Raw genomic sequence first — 15706 nt, 5'->3', positions numbered from 1 at the left:
ACCGTCTCCCACGAGAGGAAGTTCCATGACCGTCATCCACCAGGTGCGCGTCCACCCGTCCAAGGACAACCTGCCCCGCGAGGAGCAGCTGGCCTACAAGATGGCGCAGGTCGCCGCGGATCCCGTCGAGGTGACCCCCGAGGTGACCGAGATGGTGATCAACCGGGTCCTGGACAACGCCTCGGTGGCGATCGCCTCCCTGAACCGGGACCCGATCGTCTCGGCGCGGGACCAGGCGCTGGCCCACGCGCCCACCCCGGGCGGCACCGGCTCGAGCCTCTACGGCGTGGACGCCGCGGTCCGGAAGGTCTCCCCCGAGTGGGCGGCGTGGGCCAACGGCGTGGCCGTGCGCGAGCTCGACTACCACGACACGTTCCTGGCCGCCGAGTACTCCCACCCCGGGGACAACATCCCCCCGATCCTGGCCGTGGCCCAGCACGTCGGGGCCACCGGCCGCGACCTGGTGCGCGGGATCGCCACCGGCTACGAGCTGCAGGTGGACCTGGTGAAGGCCATCTGCCTGCACAAGCACAAGATCGACCACGTCGCCCACCTCGGCCCGTCCGCGGCCGCCGGGATCGGCACCCTGCTGGGCCTCGACGTGGAGACGATCTTCCACGCCATCGGCCAGGGCCTGCACACCACCACCGCCACCCGCCAGTCGCGCAAGGGCGAGATCTCCACCTGGAAGGCCCACGCCCCGGCCTTCGCCGGGAAGATGGCCGTGGAGGCCGTCGACCGCGCGATGCGCGGGCAGACCTCCCCCACCCCGATCTACGAGGGCGAGGACGGTGTCATCGCCTGGCTGCTGGACGGGCCCGACGCCTGCTACGAGGTCCCGCTGCCCGCCCCGGGCGAGGCCAAGGCCGCGATCCTGGACACCTACACCAAGGAGCACTCCGCCGAGTACCAGGCCCAGGCCTGGATCGACCTGGCCCGCAAGCTGCACCGCGAGCGCCCCGAGCTGGCCGACCCGTCGAGGATCGAGCGGATCGTGCTGCACACCTCCCACCACACCCACTACGTCATCGGCTCCGGGGCGAACGATCCCCAGAAGTACGACCCGACGGCCACCCGGGAGACCCTCGACCACTCGATCCCCTACATCTTCACCGTGGCGCTGCAGGACGGCGCCTGGGACCACGTGGGCTCCTACGCCCCCGAGCGGGCGGGGCGCCCCGACACGGTGGACCTGTGGCAGAAGGTGACCACCGCCGAGGACGCGGAGTGGACCCGTCGCTACCACTCCCTGGACCCGGCCGAGAAGGCCTTCGGGGGACGGGCCGCGATCACCCTGGCGGACGGGTCCACCGTGGTCGAGGAGATCGCCGTGGCCGACGCCCACCCGCTGGGGGCCCGGCCCTTCGCCCGCCCCCAGTACGTGGCCAAGCTGCGCACCCTGGCCGAGGGGATCGTGGCCGACGAGGAGCTGGACCGCTTCATCAGCGCGGCCGAGAACCTCCCGGACCTGGGCGCCGGCGAGCTCGACGCCCTCAACGTCACCGCGGGCATCACGCTGCGCACCGGAACGAAGGGAATCTTCTAGGCCATGCTGTTCTCCACCACCACACCGGAGGCCAAGCGGATCGCCCTGCGCGAGATGCTGGCCGGGCCGACGATCGTGCAGTTCCCCGGCGCGTACACCCCGCTGTCCACCCGGCTCATCCAGGAGCAGGGCTTCGACGGCGTCTACATCTCCGGGGCCGTGCTCGCCAACGAGCTCGGCTTCCCCGACATCGGGCTGACGTCGCTGACCGAGGTCGCCGCCCGTGCCGGGCAGATCGCCCGGATCACGGACCTCCCGGCCCTCGTGGACGCGGACACCGGCTTCGGCGAGCCCATGAACGTGGCCCGCACCGTCCAGGAGCTCGAGAACGCGGGCCTGGCCGGGTGCCACATCGAGGACCAGTTCAACCCCAAGCGCTGCGGCCACCTCGACGGCAAGAACGTCGTGGACCTGGCCACCGCGACCAAGCGGATCCGGGCCGCCGCCGAGGCCCGCCGGGACGCGAACTTCCTGGTCATGGCCCGCACCGACATCCGCGGCACCGACGGGCTCGCCGCGGCCACCGACCGGGCGAAGGCCCTGGTGGACGCCGGGGCCGACGCGATCTTCCCCGAGGCGATGGCCGACCTCTCCGAGTTCGAGGCCATGCGGAGTGCTGTGGACGTGCCGATCCTGGCGAACATGACCGAGTTCGGGAAGTCCCAGCTGTTCACCGCGGACCAGTTGCAGGAGGTGGGCGTGAACATGATCATCTACCCCGTGACGCTGATGCGCTCCGCCCTGGGCGCCATGGAGCGGGTGCTGCAGACCATCCGCGCCGACCGCACCCAGGAAGCCGCCGTGCCGGACATGCTCACCCGCGCCCGGCTCTACGAACTCGTCGACTACAACGGCTACAACCAGTTCGACTCGTCCGTCTTCGACTTCGAGGTCCCCGGCCTGCACCGCTGAACCGACCACCCACCAGCCACCCGAAGGAGCCCACCATGACCGACACCCAGACCGAGGTCCACAAGGGCCTGGCCGGCGTCGTCGCCGACTACACGGCCGTCTCCAAGGTCAACCCCGAGACCAACTCCCTGCTCTACCGCGGCTACCCCGTCCAGGAGCTCGCCGCGAACTGCTCGTTCGAGCAGGTCGCCCTGCTGCTGTGGAACGGCGAGCTGCCGGACGAGGCGCAGCTGGCCGAGTTCACGGCCCGGGAGCGGGCCCACCGGGCGCTGACGCCGGAGTTGAAGGCGATCATCGACGCCCTGCCCACCACCTGCCACCCCATGGACGTGTGCCGCACCGCCGCATCCGTGCTGGGCGCGCAGGACCCCGAGGCGGAGGACTCCTCCCCCGAGGCGAATCTGCGCAAGGCGCAGAAGCTGTTCGCCGCGATGCCCGCGGTGATCTGCTACGACCAGCGCCGCCGGCGCGGCCAGGACGTCGTGCCCCCGCGCGAGGACCTCGGCTACTCCGCGAACTTCCTCTGGATGGCCTTCGGCGAGGAGGCCGTCCCCGAGGTCGTCGAGGCGTTCAACGTGTCGATGATCCTCTACGCCGAGCACTCCTTCAACGCCTCCACCTTCACGGCGCGGGTGGTCACCTCCACGCTGTCCGATCTCCACTCGGCGGTCACCGCGGCCATCGGGGCGCTCAAGGGCCCGCTGCACGGCGGGGCCAACGAGGCCGTCATGCACACCTTCGAGGAGCTGGGGATCCGCCCGGACGAGCCCGCCGAGGACGCCGAGAAGCGCGCCAAGGCGTGGATGGACGAGGCCCTGGCGGCCAAGAAGAAGGTCATGGGCTTCGGCCACCGCGTGTACAAGCACGGCGACTCCAGGGTGCCCACCATGAAGGCGGCGCTGGACCGGATGATCGCCCACTACGGCCGGCCTGAGCTGCTGGGCCTGTACAACGGGCTGGAGAAGTCCATGGACGAGGCCAAGGGCATCAAGCCGAACCTCGACTACCCCGCCGGGCCCACCTACTGGCTCATGGGCTTCGACATCGCCACCTTCACCCCGCTGTTCGTGGCCGCCCGGATCACGGGCTGGACCGCCCACGTCATGGAGCAGGTCGCGTCCAACTCCCTGATCCGCCCGCTCTCCGAGTACAACGGGCCCGCCGAGCGGCACCTGTAGAACGCGCGCCCGGACGGCTGCACGGGGGCGGATCGGCGGCCGGAGTCCCGTCGGGCCGTCATCCCGTCCGGCCGGGGTGACGGCGCCGGTCAGCGGAAGGCGGGGTGACCCGGCCAGGGGGTGTGCGGGGGCCGGAGGGAGCCGAAGTCCCCGGAGCGGGCGGCGTGGGCCGCGAGCAGTCCCACCACCGCGGCGGGCGAGTTGAGCCGCCCGTCGAGCACCGCCTGCACGGCGCCGTCGAGCGGGACCCACGCGCCGTGGATCTCGGCCTCCTCGCCGTCGCGCTCGTGCCGCTCGTCCTCGGGGACGTCGCTCAGCCCCCGGGCCAGGAAGATGCGGTTGGCCTCGGAGGAGGAGCCGGGGCTGTTGTGGAAGTCCACCAGGACGTTCCACTGCTCGGCGCGCAGGTCGGCCTCCTCGGCCAGCTCGCGCTGGGCGGCGGCGACCGGATCCTCCCCGTGGACGTCGAGCAGCCCCGCGGGGATCTCCCACATGGTCATCCCCACCGGGCGACGGTACTGGTTGATGAGCAGCACCTCGTCGCGCTCGTTGAGCACGAGCACGGACACGGCGCCCGGGTGGGTGATGTAGTCCCGGCGCAGGGTGTCCGCGCCCTCGGAGAGCTCGAACTCGTCGCGCTGCACGTTCCAGATGTATCCCTCGTAGACCGTCTCGGACGCGAGCGTCCGCCGGTCGCTGGTCCGGTCGGAGAGCTGCTCGGGGGCGAGGTGGCGGATGTCCATGGGGTCCTCTCGGGTCGGCCGGGCGGGGCGGCGGCGGGGTGGAGACGGGTCGGGAAGGGGCCGGGAGGGGGCGGGGTCGGGAAGCTCCCGGGACGGCGCAGGCGCCGGTCCCGTGGGGGACGCGGCGCCTGCGCGGAAGTGCCCGTGCCGGGACGGGCTCAGCGGCCCTGGGCCCGGCGGCGCTCCAGCGCCGCCTTGACCAGACCGTCGAAGAGCGGGTGCGGGCGCGTCGGGCGGGACATCAGCTCGGGGTGCGCCTGGGTGCCCACGTAGTAGGGGTGCACCTCGCGCGGCAGCTCCACGAACTCCACGAGGGTGCCGTTCGGCGAGGTCCCGGAGATCACGAGCCCGGCCTCCCCGAGGCGGTCGCGGTACTCGTTGTTGACCTCGTAGCGGTGGCGGTGGCGCTCCTTGACCTGGGTGGAGCCGTAGGCCTCGGCGACGACGGAGCCCTCGAGCAGCTTCGCGTCGTAGAGGCCCAGGCGCATGGTGCCGCCGAGGTCCCCGGCGCCGTCCACGAACTGCTTCTGCTCCTCCATGGTCGCGATGATGGGGAACTCGGTGTCCGGCTCGAACTCGGTCGAGGACGCTCCCGCCAGGCCCAGCTCGGTGCGCGCGTACTCGATCACCATGCACTGCAGGCCGAGGCAGAGGCCCAGCGTGGGGATGCCCTGCTCCCGGGCGAACCGGAGGGCGCCGAGCTTGCCCTCGATCCCGCGGATGCCGAAGCCGCCGGGGACGCAGACCGCGTCGACGTCGCCGAGCTCGCGCTGGGCGCCCTCCGGCGTCTCGCACAGGTCGGAGGCGACCCACTTGAGCTTCACGCGGGCGTCGTTGGCGAAGCCGCCGGCGCGCAGCGCCTCGGAGACCGACAGGTAGGCGTCGGGCAGGTCGATGTACTTGCCGACCATGGCGATGGTCACGAAGTGCGCCGGCTCGTGGACGGCGTGGAGCAGCCGGTCCCACTGGGCCAGGTCCGCGTCCTGGTAGTCGAGGCCCAGGTAGTCGAGGATGTAGGTGTCCAGGCCCTGCGAGTGCAGGGTCTTGGGGATGTCGTAGATGCTCGGGGCGTCCGGGCAGGAGATCACGGCGTCGTGGTCGACGTCGCAGGCGTTGCCGATCTTGCGCAGCATCGCGTCGGGGACCTGCCGGTCGGAGCGCAGCACGAGCGCGTCCGGCTGGATGCCGAGGCCGCGCAGCGTGGCCACGGAGTGCTGCGTCGGCTTGGTCTTGAGCTCGCCCGAGGGCCCGATGTACGGGATCAGCGAGACGTGCAGGTAGAACACGTTGCGCCGGCCCACGTCCCGGCGCACCTGGCGGGCCGCCTCGATGAACGGCTGGGACTCGATGTCGCCGACCGTGCCGCCGATCTCGGTGATGATGATGTCCGGCCGGTCCTCGCCCTGCGCGCGGCGGCGCATGCGGCTCTTCAGCTCGTCGGTGATGTGCGGGATGACCTGGACGGTGTCGCCCAGGTACTCCCCGCGGCGCTCCTTGGCGATCACCGTGGAGTACACCTGGCCGGTGGTCACGTTCGCGGAGGCGTCGAGGTTCTCGTCGAGGAACCGCTCGTAGTGCCCGATGTCCAGGTCCGTCTCGGCGCCGTCGTCGGTCACGAAGACCTCGCCGTGCTGGAAGGGGTTCATGGTGCCGGGATCGACGTTGAGGTACGGATCCAGTTTCTGCATCGTCACGGACAGGCCGCGGGCCCGCAGCAGCATGCCCAGGGAGGAGGCGGTCAGGCCCTTGCCGAGGGAGGAGGCGACACCGCCCGTCACGAAGATCTGGCGGGTGACCTTCTCGGGTCGCTGGTTTTCGGTCTGCTGTGCGCCGGCCTCGTGGGCGGCTTCGTATGCATTCACCACGGAATTCGACCCTATCATTTCTGGTCCTCACGGACACCGGTTGCGTGCGTCAGATCACCGCGACGGGGCGGCACGTCAGATCACCGCGTCGCGGACGAGCTCGCGGGCGTGCTCGCGCGCCGCGGCGGAGTCCTCGTGGCCGGCGAGCATGCGGGCCAGCTCCACGACGCGCTCCTCCTCGTCCAGCACGCGGACGTCGCTGACCGTGGAGTCCCCGCTCTTGGTGACGAGCACGTGCTGGTCCGCGAACGCGGCGACCTGCGGCAGGTGCGTCACCACGAGCACCTGGACGTGCTGGGCCAGCATCTTCAGACGACGACCGATCTCCACGGCGGCCTTGCCGCCCACGCCGGAGTCGACCTCGTCGAAGACGAACGTGGGGACGGGGTCCACCGCGGCGAGGACCACCTCGATGGCCAGCATGAGGCGGGACAGCTCGCCGCCCGAGGCGCCCTTGCCCAGGGGGCGGGGCGCCGCGGCGGCGTGCGGCTTGAGCAGGAACGCGATCTCGTCGCGCCCGTGGCCGGTGAACTCCTCCGTGGGCTCCACCTCGATGACGAGGGAGGCGTTGGGCATCGCGAGGGCCGTGAGCTCCTCGCTGACCGCCTCGGAGAGCCGGTGGGCGGCGGCGCGGCGCCGCTCGGTCATCCGCCCCGCCAGCTCGACCAGCTCCCCGTGCAGCCGGCCGAGCCGGGCCCGCAGCTCCTGCTCCCGGGCGGGGTCGTCGGTCAGCTCGTCGAGCCGGGCCCGCGAGCGCTCCGCCCACTCCAGGACCTCGTCGACGGTGGCCCCGTACTTGCGGGTGAGGGACTTGAGCTTGGCCCGGCGGGCCTCGACCTCGGCGAGGCGGGCGGGGCCCTCCTCGTCGAGCCCGGAGGCGTAGCCGGAGAGGTCGGCGGCGATGTCGTTGACGAGCACGGCCAGCTCGGCCACGCGGCCGGTGAGCTCCTCGAGCTCGCGGTCGGAGCCGGCCTCCTGGTCGAGGGCGCGGTGCGCGACGGCGATCAGGGTGGTCGCGTCGGCGGTGTCGCCCTCGGCGAACTCCCCGCCGCTGAGGGCGGCGTGGGCGGTCAGGGCGGCGGCGCGCAGCTGCTCCAGGTTGGTGAGCTTCTGGCTCTCCTGGTCCAGGCGCTCGTCCTCCCCCGGCTGCGGGTCCACGGCGTCGATCTCCTCGAGGGCGCCCTGCAGGGTCTGGGCCTCGAGGGCGCGCTCGCGGCCGTGCTCGGTGACCTCGCGCAGGGTCTGCTGCACGGAGCGGTACTCGGCCAGCAGCTGCCGGTAGCGGTCCAGCTCCGCGGCCAGCTCCGGCCCGGCGTACTGGTCGAGGGCGTGGCGCTGGGCGGCGGGCGACTTGAGCCGCAGCTGGTCCGACTGGCCGTGCACCGCCACGAGCGACTGGCCCACGGCGGACAGGGCCCCCACCGGCGCGGAGCGGCCGCCCACGTGGGCGCGGCTGCGCCCCTCGGCGGTCACGGTCCGCGCCAGGGTGATGAGGGCCTCCTGGCGGTCCCCGACGTCCTCGACGTCGACGGCGCCGCCCGCGTCCTCCACGAGCGCGGCGGCCGAGTGGTCGGCGGACACGCGGACGACGGCCTCGGCGACGGCCTTCGGCGCTCCGGACCGGACGGCGCCGGGGTCCGCGCGGTTGCCGAGCAGCATCCCGAGGGCGGTGACCACCATGGTCTTGCCCGCACCGGTCTCTCCGGAGAGGATGCTCAGCCCCGGGCCCAGGGGCAGGACGGCGTCGGTGATGACGCCGAGGTCGTGGATGTGGATCTCCTCGATCATTCAGTCGGCCTCCGCGGTCTCGTCCCGGGTCTCGACGGGGTCGGCGTCCGGGTCGTGGGGCATCTCGTGGCCCACCGTGGACTTGGGCAGCTCGTCCGTGGTTGCCGGGGGCTCCGCGGCGCGGACGGTGGGCAGCGCGGTGGTGCGCGCCAGGAGGGCCTCCTGCGGGGGGACCGGCCCGCGCCACCCGGAAGTGGGCAGCTCGAACTTCTTGACGAGCCGCTCGGAGAAGGGGGTGCGGTGCATGCGGGCCAGGTTCACCGCCTTCGGCGAGCGCACCGCCTCGATGCGGGACCCCGGCGGGAGGTCCGTGGTGCGGCGGCCGTCGCACCACAGCACGCCGCGGGCGTCCGTGCGGGTGAGGACCTCGACCGCCATCATGGAGTTCGGGGAGATGACCAGCGGCCGGGCGAACAGGGCGTGGGCGCTCAGCGGCACCATGAGCAGCGCCTCGACCTCGGGCCAGACGACCGGCCCGCCGGCGGAGAACGCGTAGGCGGTGGAGCCGGTGGGGGTCGCGAGGACCACGCCGTCGCAGCCGAAGGTGCTCAGGGGGCGCCGGTCCACCTCGATGACCACCTCGATCATCTTCTCGCGGTTGCCCTTCTCCACCGAGGCCTCGTTGAGGGCCCAGGTGTGCAGGACCTTCTTCTGGTCCTGCCACACGGTGATGTCGAGGGCCATCCGCTGCTCGACCGTGTACCGGCCGTCGACGATGGCCTCCACGGACTGGGCGAGGTCGGAGCGTTCGCTCTCCGCCAGGAAGCCCACGTGGCCGAGGTTCACGCCCAGCAGCGGGGTGTCCACGCTGCGGACCAGCTCGGCGGCGCGCAGGATGGAGCCGTCGCCGCCGAGGACCATGACGAGCTCGATCTCGCGCAGGGACACGTCCTCCTCGATGACCTCCACCGGGGCGAGCGGCTCGGAGTCCTCCTGGAGGGCCTCGAGGTCCGACCGGGAGATCACCGGGACCAGGCCCGCCTCGTGCAGCTGCTGGCAGGACTCCCGTGCGGCGTCCTTGGCCTCCCGGCGGCCCGTGTGGGCCATGACCAGAATCTTCCTGCTCACAGGTCCTCCCGTCCTCCACGCTCGGTGCACGCGGGCGTCGTCGTCGGCGGAAACGGCCGGTGGCGCGCGCGGGGCCCGGGGCCCGGGCGCCGCTCCCCACCCTACGCGAGGGCGGGGACGTTCAGAGCGCCTCCCCGTCCCTGCGGCACCACAGGAAGAACTCGTGGTTGCCGCCCTGCCCGGGCAGCGGGCTGCGCTCCCGGCCGAGGACGGTGAGCCCGTGCGCGCGGGCCGCGGCGGCCACCGCGTCGACGGCGCGCGAGCGCTCCGCCTCGCTGGTCACCACCCCGGTGCGGGCCAGCCGGTCGGCGCCCACCTCGAACTGGGGCTTCACCATGAGCACCAGGTCCCCGCCGGGCACGGTGGCCCCCGCGAGCGGGCCCACGACCAGGGTGAGGGAGATGAAGGACAGGTCGCACACGGTCAGATCGGCCGGCCCGCCGATGTCCTCCGGGCGCATCCAGCGCACGTTCATGCCCTCGAACACCCGCACCCGCGGGTCCTCCCGCAGCGACGGGACGAGCTGGCCGTGCCCGACGTCCACGGCCACGACCTCCCGGGCGCCGGCCCGCAGCAGCACGTCGGTGAAGCCGCCCGTGGACGCCCCTGCGTCCAGGCAGCGCTTGCCCGCCACCGTGATCGCCGGGAACGCGGCGAGGGCCCCCGCGAGCTTGTGCCCGGCCCGGCTCACGTAGTCCGGCACCTCCGCGGGGCGGACCTCCAGGGCGTCGCCGGGGTCGACGCGGACGGACGGCTTCGTCGCCGGGCGGCCGTTCACGGCCACGCGGCCCTCGGCGATCCAGCGGGCCGCGACCGTCCGGGACCTGGCCAGGCCGCGGGCGGTCAGCTCCTGGTCCAGGCGCGCGCTCATCCGGCCGGGTCCTCCCCCGTGCCGTGATCCGTGCCGTGATCCGTGCCGTGATCCGTGCCGTGGCCCGCGTCCTGTCCCTCGTCCTGGGCCCGGGCCGGGTCGGCTCCGGTCCGCGGGAGCAGCCCGGACGGGACCGTGCCGGGCTCGGCGTTGAGCTCGGCGACGAGCGCGGCGTGCACGGCCTCGTAGCGGGCGGCGTGCTCCGCCACGGGCGCACCGGCGAGCCCGGCGGCTCCGGCCAGCACGGCGTCGACCCGGGCGTGGCCCGTGGGCCGCAGCTCCGGCGCCCCGTCCGCGGATCCCTCCGCCGGGTGGTCGCTCACCGGCCGTCCTCCCACTCGATCGCCGACGGCGCCGTGGCCGCCCGTGCGTCCGGGTGGGCCGCCCACCACGCCGCGCAGGCCGCGCGCCAGGCGTCCAGGTCCTCGTGCCGGCCCCGCACGCGCAGGACGTCGCCGTCCGTCTCCGCGGCCGCCGCCCCGCAGGTCGCGGCGTGGCCGGCCCCGGCCGGGGCGAGCGCGATGCCGGGGTACGGCTCGAACAGCCCGTCCAGCGTCCTCACCAGGTACGTGGGGCGCTCGGCCGCGCGGGCGGCGAGCACGGTGCGCACCGTGTCCACACCGGTGAGGACGACGACGGTGGCGAAGCCCGCGGCGTTGCCGCCGAGGATGTCGGTGTCCAGCCGGTCGCCCACCACCAGGGGCCGGGCGCTGCCCACCCGCCCGGCGGCCGTCCGGAAGATCGGCGCCTCCGGCTTGCCGGCGACCTCCGGGACGCGGCCGGTCGCCGTCGCCACGGCGGCCACCAGCGTCCCGTTGCCGGGGGCGAGCCCCCGGGCCTGCGGGATGGTGAGGTCGGTGTTCGTCGCGACCCACAGGACGTCCGGGTCGGACAGCGTGTAGGTCGCCTCGGCGAGCGCCGCCCACCCCAGCCCGGGGTCGAACCCCTGGATCACGGCGCGGGGGGCGTCGTCCTGGGCCCGCACCGGCAGCAGGCCGGCGTCCTCCACGACGTCGGACAGCGCCTGGGAGCCCGTGATCAGCACCGGCGTCCCCGCGGGCAGCCGCTCCGCGAGCAGGACGGCCGCGGCCTGGGCGGAGCTGACCACGTCCTCCGGCCCCGCGGGCACGCCCAGCTCCGTCAGGTGCGCCGCGACGGTCGCGACGGAGCGGGACGCGTTGTTCGTCACGTAGACCACGGGAACGCCGTCGGCCGAGATCCGGCCCAGGTTCTCCGGGGCGCCCGGAATCGCGTGGGGTCCCGCGTAGACGACGCCGTCGAGATCGCTCAGGACGGCGTCGAAGCGGTCGAGGAGCCGCTCAGCCATGCTGCGGATCGTGCTGCTCGTCCTCGTCGGCGGCGTCCTCGTGGGGGGCCTCCTCGGCGAGGTCGGCGTCGTCGTCGGGGTCCAGGTCGCCCTCGGAGCCGTCCTCGAAGTCGCCCTCGAAGTCGTCGTCGGGGTCCAGGTCCTCCTCCAGGCCCTCGTCCAGGACGTCGTCGGACTCGTCGTCCGTGTGGTCCTCCGGCCCGCCGGACGTCTCGGCCTTGGCGGAGGGTTCAGCGGAGGGCTCGGCCATGGTGGTGCCCACGGTCTCCGCCGGGCTGTCGGCGGCGTGCTCCTGCCGGTCCGGGTCGGCGAGGGGGATGCCCTCCTCGGCCGGCTCGGGCTCCTCGCCCACGAGGTCGAAGATCTCAGGCTCCGCGAACTGGCCCGTGCCGAGGGCCGCCTCGGCCACCACGGCTTGGCGGTCCCAGGCCAGCGCCTCGCGGTCCCGGCCCACCCCGCGCAGCGCCTCGGCGTACGCACGGAACAGGCGGGGGCTGTATGAGAAGCCTCGGTTCCGGTCGAGCTGCGGGATGGTCAGCGCGTCGACGGCGCCCTGGGCGTCGCCCTGGTCCCGGCGCATGCCCGCCAGGACGATGGCCAGCTCCACCTTCTCGCCCGGCTCCAGGCTCTGCGCGGCCTCGGACGTGGCGAGCTCGGCCGCCTTGTCGAGCCGGCCGAGGGCCCGCTCGCAGTCGACCATGAGCGGGAGGTGGACCTCCGACCCGGTCATCCGACGGTAGGTCCGCAGCTCCTTGAGCGCCAGCCCGTAGTCCCCGGCCTCGTAGGCCGCGACGCCGGTGGCCTCCCGCACCGCGGCGATGCGTCCGCCGCGGCGTCCGGCGGCCTGCGCGTGCTCCAGCGCGAGCTCCGGGTCGTCCAGCAGGTAGCGGCCCGTCATGACCAGGTGCTTGGCCACGGCGTCGGCGTTGCGCGGTTCGAGGGCGCCCAGCTGGGCGCGCGTCGGCTTATCGAGCTCCCGGCCCGTGATGTCCTCGTCGATCTCGGGCGCCCGGTGACGGTGGGTCGAGACATCGGCCCGGTCGTAAGCAGGACGGTCGTGGGCGGGACGGTCGTAGGCAGGGCGGTCCCGGTAGCCGCCGGGCCGCTCGTCGCGGCGGCCCGCGCCGTAGCCGCCCCGGCTCTCGCCGCGGCGGTCGTCCCGGCGATCATCACGACGGTCATCCGGACGGCCGCCGCCGAAGCCACCGCGGCGGTCGTCGCGGCGGTCGCCGCCGTAGCCACCCCGGCCCTGGCCCGGGCGGTCGTCCCGGCGGGGCGGGTACCCCTCACGACGGTTCTCGCCCTCGCGACGGGGCCCGCGGTCCCCGTCCCGGAAGTCCCGGCGGTTGTCCTGGCCCGGCCGGTCGTCGCGGCGGCCCGCGCCGTAGCCGCCGCGGCTGTCGCCGCGCCGGTCGTCACGGCGGTCGCTGCCGAAACCACCACGGCGCTCGTCGCGCTGATCGCCCCTGTAGCCGCCACGGCTCTCGCCGCGGTTCTCGTCGCGGCGGTCGACGCCGTAGCCACCCCGGCCCTGACCCGGGCGGTCGTCCCGGCGCCCCCCACCGAAACCGCCACGGCCCTCACCGCGACGGTCGTCACGGCGGTCGCCGCCGAAACCACCACGGCGCTCGTCGCGCTGATCGCCCCTGTAGCCGCCACGGCTCTCGCCGCGGTTCTCGTCGCGGTTCTCGTCGCGGCGGTCACCGCCGTAGCCACCCCGGCCCTGACCCGGGCGGTCGTCCCGGCGGGGCGGGTACCCCTCACGACGGTTCTCGCCCTCGCGACGGGGCGCGCGGTCCCCGTCCCGGAAGTCCCGGCGGTTGTTCTGGCCGGGCCGGTCGTCGCGGCGGCCCGCGCCGTAGCCACCGCGGCTCTCGCCGCGGTTGTCGCCACGGCCCTCGCCGCGACGGTCGTCACGGCGGTCGCCGCCAAAACCACTCCGGCGCTCGTCCCGCTGATCGCCCCTGTAGCCACCGCCGCCCTGACCCGGGCGGTCGTCCCTGCGCCCCCCGCCGAAACCGCCACGGTTCACACCGCGGTCGTCGCGACGGCGATCGCCCTCGGCGGGCCTGCCGCCGTCGCCGCCGGATCTGGCCTGACCCCCCGTGCGACCGCCGGTGGAGCGGTCGCCGTCGCGGGCATCCCGCGAGAAGCTGCGGCGGTTGTCGTCGAACCGGCGCCGGGGCGCCCCGTTCGAGCTGTCGCCGTCGCGTCCGGCACCTGCGCCGGACCGACGGGCACCGGAACTGCCGTTCCGGTGCTCGTCCTGTGAACCGTGCTGGGAAGACTCGGACACGTACCGCTCCTCTGTGCCGTCCGGAAGCGGTCGGCGCTCGTGGATGTCGACGGTGACCGCGCTGCGGCCCGCCGTTTGATCGTCCCTCATTCTATAAGCAGGCCCCGCCGGACCCGCCCCGGTCATGAGCACCTCCGCAGGGACCGATAATGGGCCAATGACCAAAAAACCCTTCACGTCGCACCTGCTGGTGCGCGTGCTCATCGGCATCGTGCTGGGCATCGCCTGCGGGCTGTTCTTCCCGGAGCCGCTCGCCCGCGTGTTCCTCACGTTCAACGGCGTCTTCAGCACATTCCTCGGCTTCCTCATCCCGTTGCTGATCCTGGGGCTCGTCACCCCCGCCATCGCGGACCTCGGCCGGGGCGCCGGGAAGTGGCTCGGCGTCACCGCTGCCGTCGCGTACGGGTCCACCGTCTTCGCGGGAGTGATCGCCTTCCTCGTCGCCCGGGGAAGCTACCCGTGGCTGCTCGGGGGCGAGCAGGACGTGGCCGCCCTGGCCAATCCGGAGGAGGGTGCCCTCACGGGCTACTTCGCCCTGGAGATGGAGCCGGTCTTCGGCGTCATGACCGCTCTCGTGCTGTCCTTCTGCCTGGGCGTGGGGATCACGCTCATCCCGGGCGACACCCTCCACAAGACCATGGACGACCTTCGCCGCATCATCATGCGCATCGTCGAGTTCGTGATCATCCCCCTGCTCCCGCTCTACATCTTCGGCATGTTCATGAACCTCACCATGAACGGCCAAATCCTCACCGTGATCAGCACCTTCCTCAAGGTCATGGTGGTCGCTCTCGTCCTGTCGATCGTGCTCCTGCTCGTCCAGTACGGCCTTGCCGGCGCCTATGCCCGACGCAACCCGTTCGCCCTGCTCAAGAACATGCTCCCGGCGTACGTCACGGCCCTCGGCACCTCCTCCTCCGCCGCGACGATCCCGGTGACCCTCCGGTGCACGGAGGCCAACGGGGTCAGCAAGCCGGTGGCCGGCTTCACGATCCCGCTGTGCGCGACCATCCACCTGTCCGGCTCCACGATGAAGATCGTCCTGTTCTCCCTCGCGATCATGACGATCACGGGCATGCCCATCGACAACCTGTCCTATCTGGGGTTCGTCCTGATGCTCGGGGTCACCATGATCGCCGCCCCGGGCGTGCCGGGCGGTGCCATCATGGCGGCCGTGGGGGTGCTCCAGGGGATGCTGGGCTTCGACGAGACGGCCATCGCCCTCATGATCGCCACGTACATCGCCATCGACTCCTTCGGCACGGCGACCAACGTGACCGGTGACGGTGCGATCGCCGTGGTCATGGACAAGCTCGTCGGCCGGGGCCGCGGGACTCCTCAGACCGATACGGCCTATGCCGACGAGGCCGCTCCGTCGGACGAGACCGTCCTCTCCCGCTGACCGTGCCGCGCTGAGGCCCCGGATACGAGGAAGGCCCCGACCACATGGTCGGGGCCTTCCTCGTATCCGGATGGACAGCGACAGTGCTATTCGCCGACGGCCCAGAACAGCTGCGTCAGCATGTCCCGCGGATCGTCCCCGGGATGCGGCTCGGTCACGTACACCTCCCACAGAGGCGTCCGCAGCTCCAGGTGCTGTTCCTCCGCCCATGCCTGCAGACGCTCCCAGGACGTGCCGAGCTGCTCGTAGTTCCCGTGGTGCATCAGAGTCGCCGCCCGCGTCGCAGGCACCCGGCTCGCGACGACGGCGCCTGTGGGCGTGACGGGTTCCGCCACGGGAAAGCCCACCTCGAGGTCCACGAGCGTGCCGGGAACGGAGCGGTACAGGGACAGCGCTGGTCCCGTCGGCGTGATCTCCCCGCGGCTCATCCGATCCCCCAGTTCGTGGAAGGCTGCGTCGAAGAACGGCCGGACCTCGGCCATGGGGACCTTGCCGAGGACCACCGCGATGGGCTGCTCCGGAACGTCGACGACCCTGGGGCCGTCCTCTGGCCGGCCGGTGGTGTCCGTGCTGTCGGTGCTGTGCATGTGCTCATTCTCCGCCGCACGACAGCCAGAGGCTACGGCCGGTGAGGAATGCGTCGGTTAAATGCGGGGAGCCCCCGCACCGTGTGGTGCGGGGGCTCGACCCTGGGTGTGGTCCGGCGGTGT

At 73.0% G+C, this 15706-nt stretch carries 14 protein-coding genes; 5 read left to right on the top strand and 9 right to left on the bottom strand.

Translation table 11 applies throughout. The annotated features are described in order from the left end of the window. Nucleotides 1–25 precede the first annotated feature (25 nt). The 3 genes from IEW07_RS13770 to IEW07_RS13760 are packed head-to-tail and all read left to right on the top strand — an operon-like array spanning nt 26 to nt 3636. Nucleotides 26–1546, top strand: coding sequence for an MmgE/PrpD family protein (locus IEW07_RS13770; RefSeq protein WP_188538200.1), 1521 nt, complete (start codon nt 26–28; stop codon nt 1544–1546). A gap of 3 nt (nt 1547–1549) precedes the next feature. Beyond that, a complete protein-coding gene (gene prpB, locus IEW07_RS13765) occupies nt 1550–2458 on the top strand; it encodes a methylisocitrate lyase (RefSeq protein ID WP_188538199.1) in 909 nt (302 codons plus the stop codon). 35 nt (nt 2459–2493) lie between these two features. After that, nucleotides 2494–3636 (top strand): bifunctional 2-methylcitrate synthase/citrate synthase, encoded by a 1143-nt coding sequence (locus IEW07_RS13760; protein WP_188538197.1) that lies wholly within the window; start codon nt 2494–2496, stop codon nt 3634–3636. Between the two features lie 89 nt (nt 3637–3725). Here the strand turns inward: IEW07_RS13760 and IEW07_RS13755 are convergent, their stop codons facing one another. The 8 genes from IEW07_RS13755 to IEW07_RS13720 form a co-directional block, all read right to left on the bottom strand. Then, nucleotides 3726–4379: an NUDIX domain-containing protein gene (locus tag IEW07_RS13755; protein WP_188538179.1), complete on the bottom strand. Its 654-nt coding sequence runs from the start codon at nt 4377–4379 to the stop codon at nt 3726–3728. Between the two features lie 158 nt (nt 4380–4537). Further along, complete coding sequence (gene pyrG, locus IEW07_RS13750; protein ID WP_371870233.1) at nt 4538–6262, bottom strand: CTP synthase; 1725 nt, start codon at nt 6260–6262, stop codon at nt 4538–4540. Nucleotides 6263–6319: 57 nt separating this feature from the next. After that, a complete protein-coding gene (gene recN, locus IEW07_RS13745; protein WP_188538177.1) occupies nt 6320–8032 on the bottom strand; it encodes a DNA repair protein RecN in 1713 nt (570 codons plus the stop codon). Then, nucleotides 8033–9100: an NAD kinase gene (locus tag IEW07_RS13740; protein WP_188538175.1), complete on the bottom strand. Its 1068-nt coding sequence runs from the start codon at nt 9098–9100 to the stop codon at nt 8033–8035. Nucleotides 9101–9221: 121 nt separating this feature from the next. Continuing rightward, the gene (locus IEW07_RS13735; protein WP_188538173.1) at nt 9222–9971 is read right to left on the bottom strand and encodes a TlyA family RNA methyltransferase; all 750 of its coding nucleotides are present in this window, start codon (nt 9969–9971) and stop codon (nt 9222–9224) included. Further along, complete coding sequence (locus IEW07_RS13730; protein WP_188538171.1) at nt 9968–10294, bottom strand: hypothetical protein; 327 nt, start codon at nt 10292–10294, stop codon at nt 9968–9970. The genes IEW07_RS13735 and IEW07_RS13730 overlap by 4 nt, the downstream gene beginning before the upstream one ends. Continuing rightward, nucleotides 10291–11298, bottom strand: coding sequence for an HAD-IIA family hydrolase (locus IEW07_RS13725; RefSeq protein ID WP_188538169.1), 1008 nt, complete (start codon nt 11296–11298; stop codon nt 10291–10293). The genes IEW07_RS13730 and IEW07_RS13725 overlap by 4 nt, the downstream gene beginning before the upstream one ends. After that, the gene (locus tag IEW07_RS13720) at nt 11291–12214 is read right to left on the bottom strand and encodes a tetratricopeptide repeat protein (RefSeq protein ID WP_188538167.1); all 924 of its coding nucleotides are present in this window, start codon (nt 12212–12214) and stop codon (nt 11291–11293) included. The genes IEW07_RS13725 and IEW07_RS13720 overlap by 8 nt, the downstream gene beginning before the upstream one ends. 141 nt (nt 12215–12355) lie before the next feature. On the opposite strand from IEW07_RS13720, the gene IEW07_RS13715 reads away from it, so the two are divergent. Continuing rightward, nucleotides 12356–13570, top strand: a complete 1215-nt coding sequence (locus IEW07_RS13715; protein ID WP_188538165.1) for a hypothetical protein — start codon at nt 12356–12358, stop codon at nt 13568–13570. 181 nt (nt 13571–13751) lie between these two features. Continuing rightward, nucleotides 13752–14996: a dicarboxylate/amino acid:cation symporter gene (locus tag IEW07_RS13710; RefSeq protein ID WP_188538163.1), complete on the top strand. Its 1245-nt coding sequence runs from the start codon at nt 13752–13754 to the stop codon at nt 14994–14996. An 86-nt stretch (nt 14997–15082) separates the two neighbouring features. Here IEW07_RS13710 and IEW07_RS13705 read toward each other — a convergent pair whose 3' ends face one another. Then, nucleotides 15083–15583, bottom strand: coding sequence for a GyrI-like domain-containing protein (locus IEW07_RS13705; RefSeq protein WP_188538161.1), 501 nt, complete (start codon nt 15581–15583; stop codon nt 15083–15085). Nucleotides 15584–15706: the final 123 nt, after the last annotated feature.

This window comes from Kocuria dechangensis, from assembly GCF_014636775.1.
Taxonomy (GTDB): Bacteria; Actinomycetota; Actinomycetes; order Actinomycetales; family Micrococcaceae; genus Kocuria; species Kocuria dechangensis.
Note: the sequence above shows the minus strand (reverse complement) of the source record. Positions and strands in the feature narration are given on the sequence as shown.

Excerpts from the sequence above, each read along its gene's own strand:
- IEW07_RS13770 (WP_188538200.1), top strand. The coding sequence starts at position 26 with ATGACCGTCATCCACCAGGTGCGCGTCCACCCGTCCAAGGACAACCTG.
- prpB (WP_188538199.1), top strand. The coding sequence starts at position 1,550 with ATGCTGTTCTCCACCACCACACCGGAGGCCAAGCGGATCGCCCTGCGC.
- IEW07_RS13760 (WP_188538197.1), top strand. The coding sequence starts at position 2,494 with ATGACCGACACCCAGACCGAGGTCCACAAGGGCCTGGCCGGCGTCGTC.
- IEW07_RS13755 (WP_188538179.1), bottom strand. The coding sequence starts at position 4,379 with ATGGACATCCGCCACCTCGCCCCCGAGCAGCTCTCCGACCGGACCAGC.
- pyrG (WP_371870233.1), bottom strand. The coding sequence starts at position 6,262 with ATGATAGGGTCGAATTCCGTGGTGAATGCATACGAAGCCGCCCACGAG.
- recN (WP_188538177.1), bottom strand. The coding sequence starts at position 8,032 with ATGATCGAGGAGATCCACATCCACGACCTCGGCGTCATCACCGACGCC.
- IEW07_RS13735 (WP_188538173.1), bottom strand. The coding sequence starts at position 9,971 with ATGAGCGCGCGCCTGGACCAGGAGCTGACCGCCCGCGGCCTGGCCAGG.
- IEW07_RS13725 (WP_188538169.1), bottom strand. The coding sequence starts at position 11,298 with ATGGCTGAGCGGCTCCTCGACCGCTTCGACGCCGTCCTGAGCGATCTC.
- IEW07_RS13710 (WP_188538163.1), top strand. The coding sequence starts at position 13,752 with ATGACCAAAAAACCCTTCACGTCGCACCTGCTGGTGCGCGTGCTCATC.
- IEW07_RS13705 (WP_188538161.1), bottom strand. The coding sequence starts at position 15,583 with ATGCACAGCACCGACAGCACGGACACCACCGGCCGGCCAGAGGACGGC.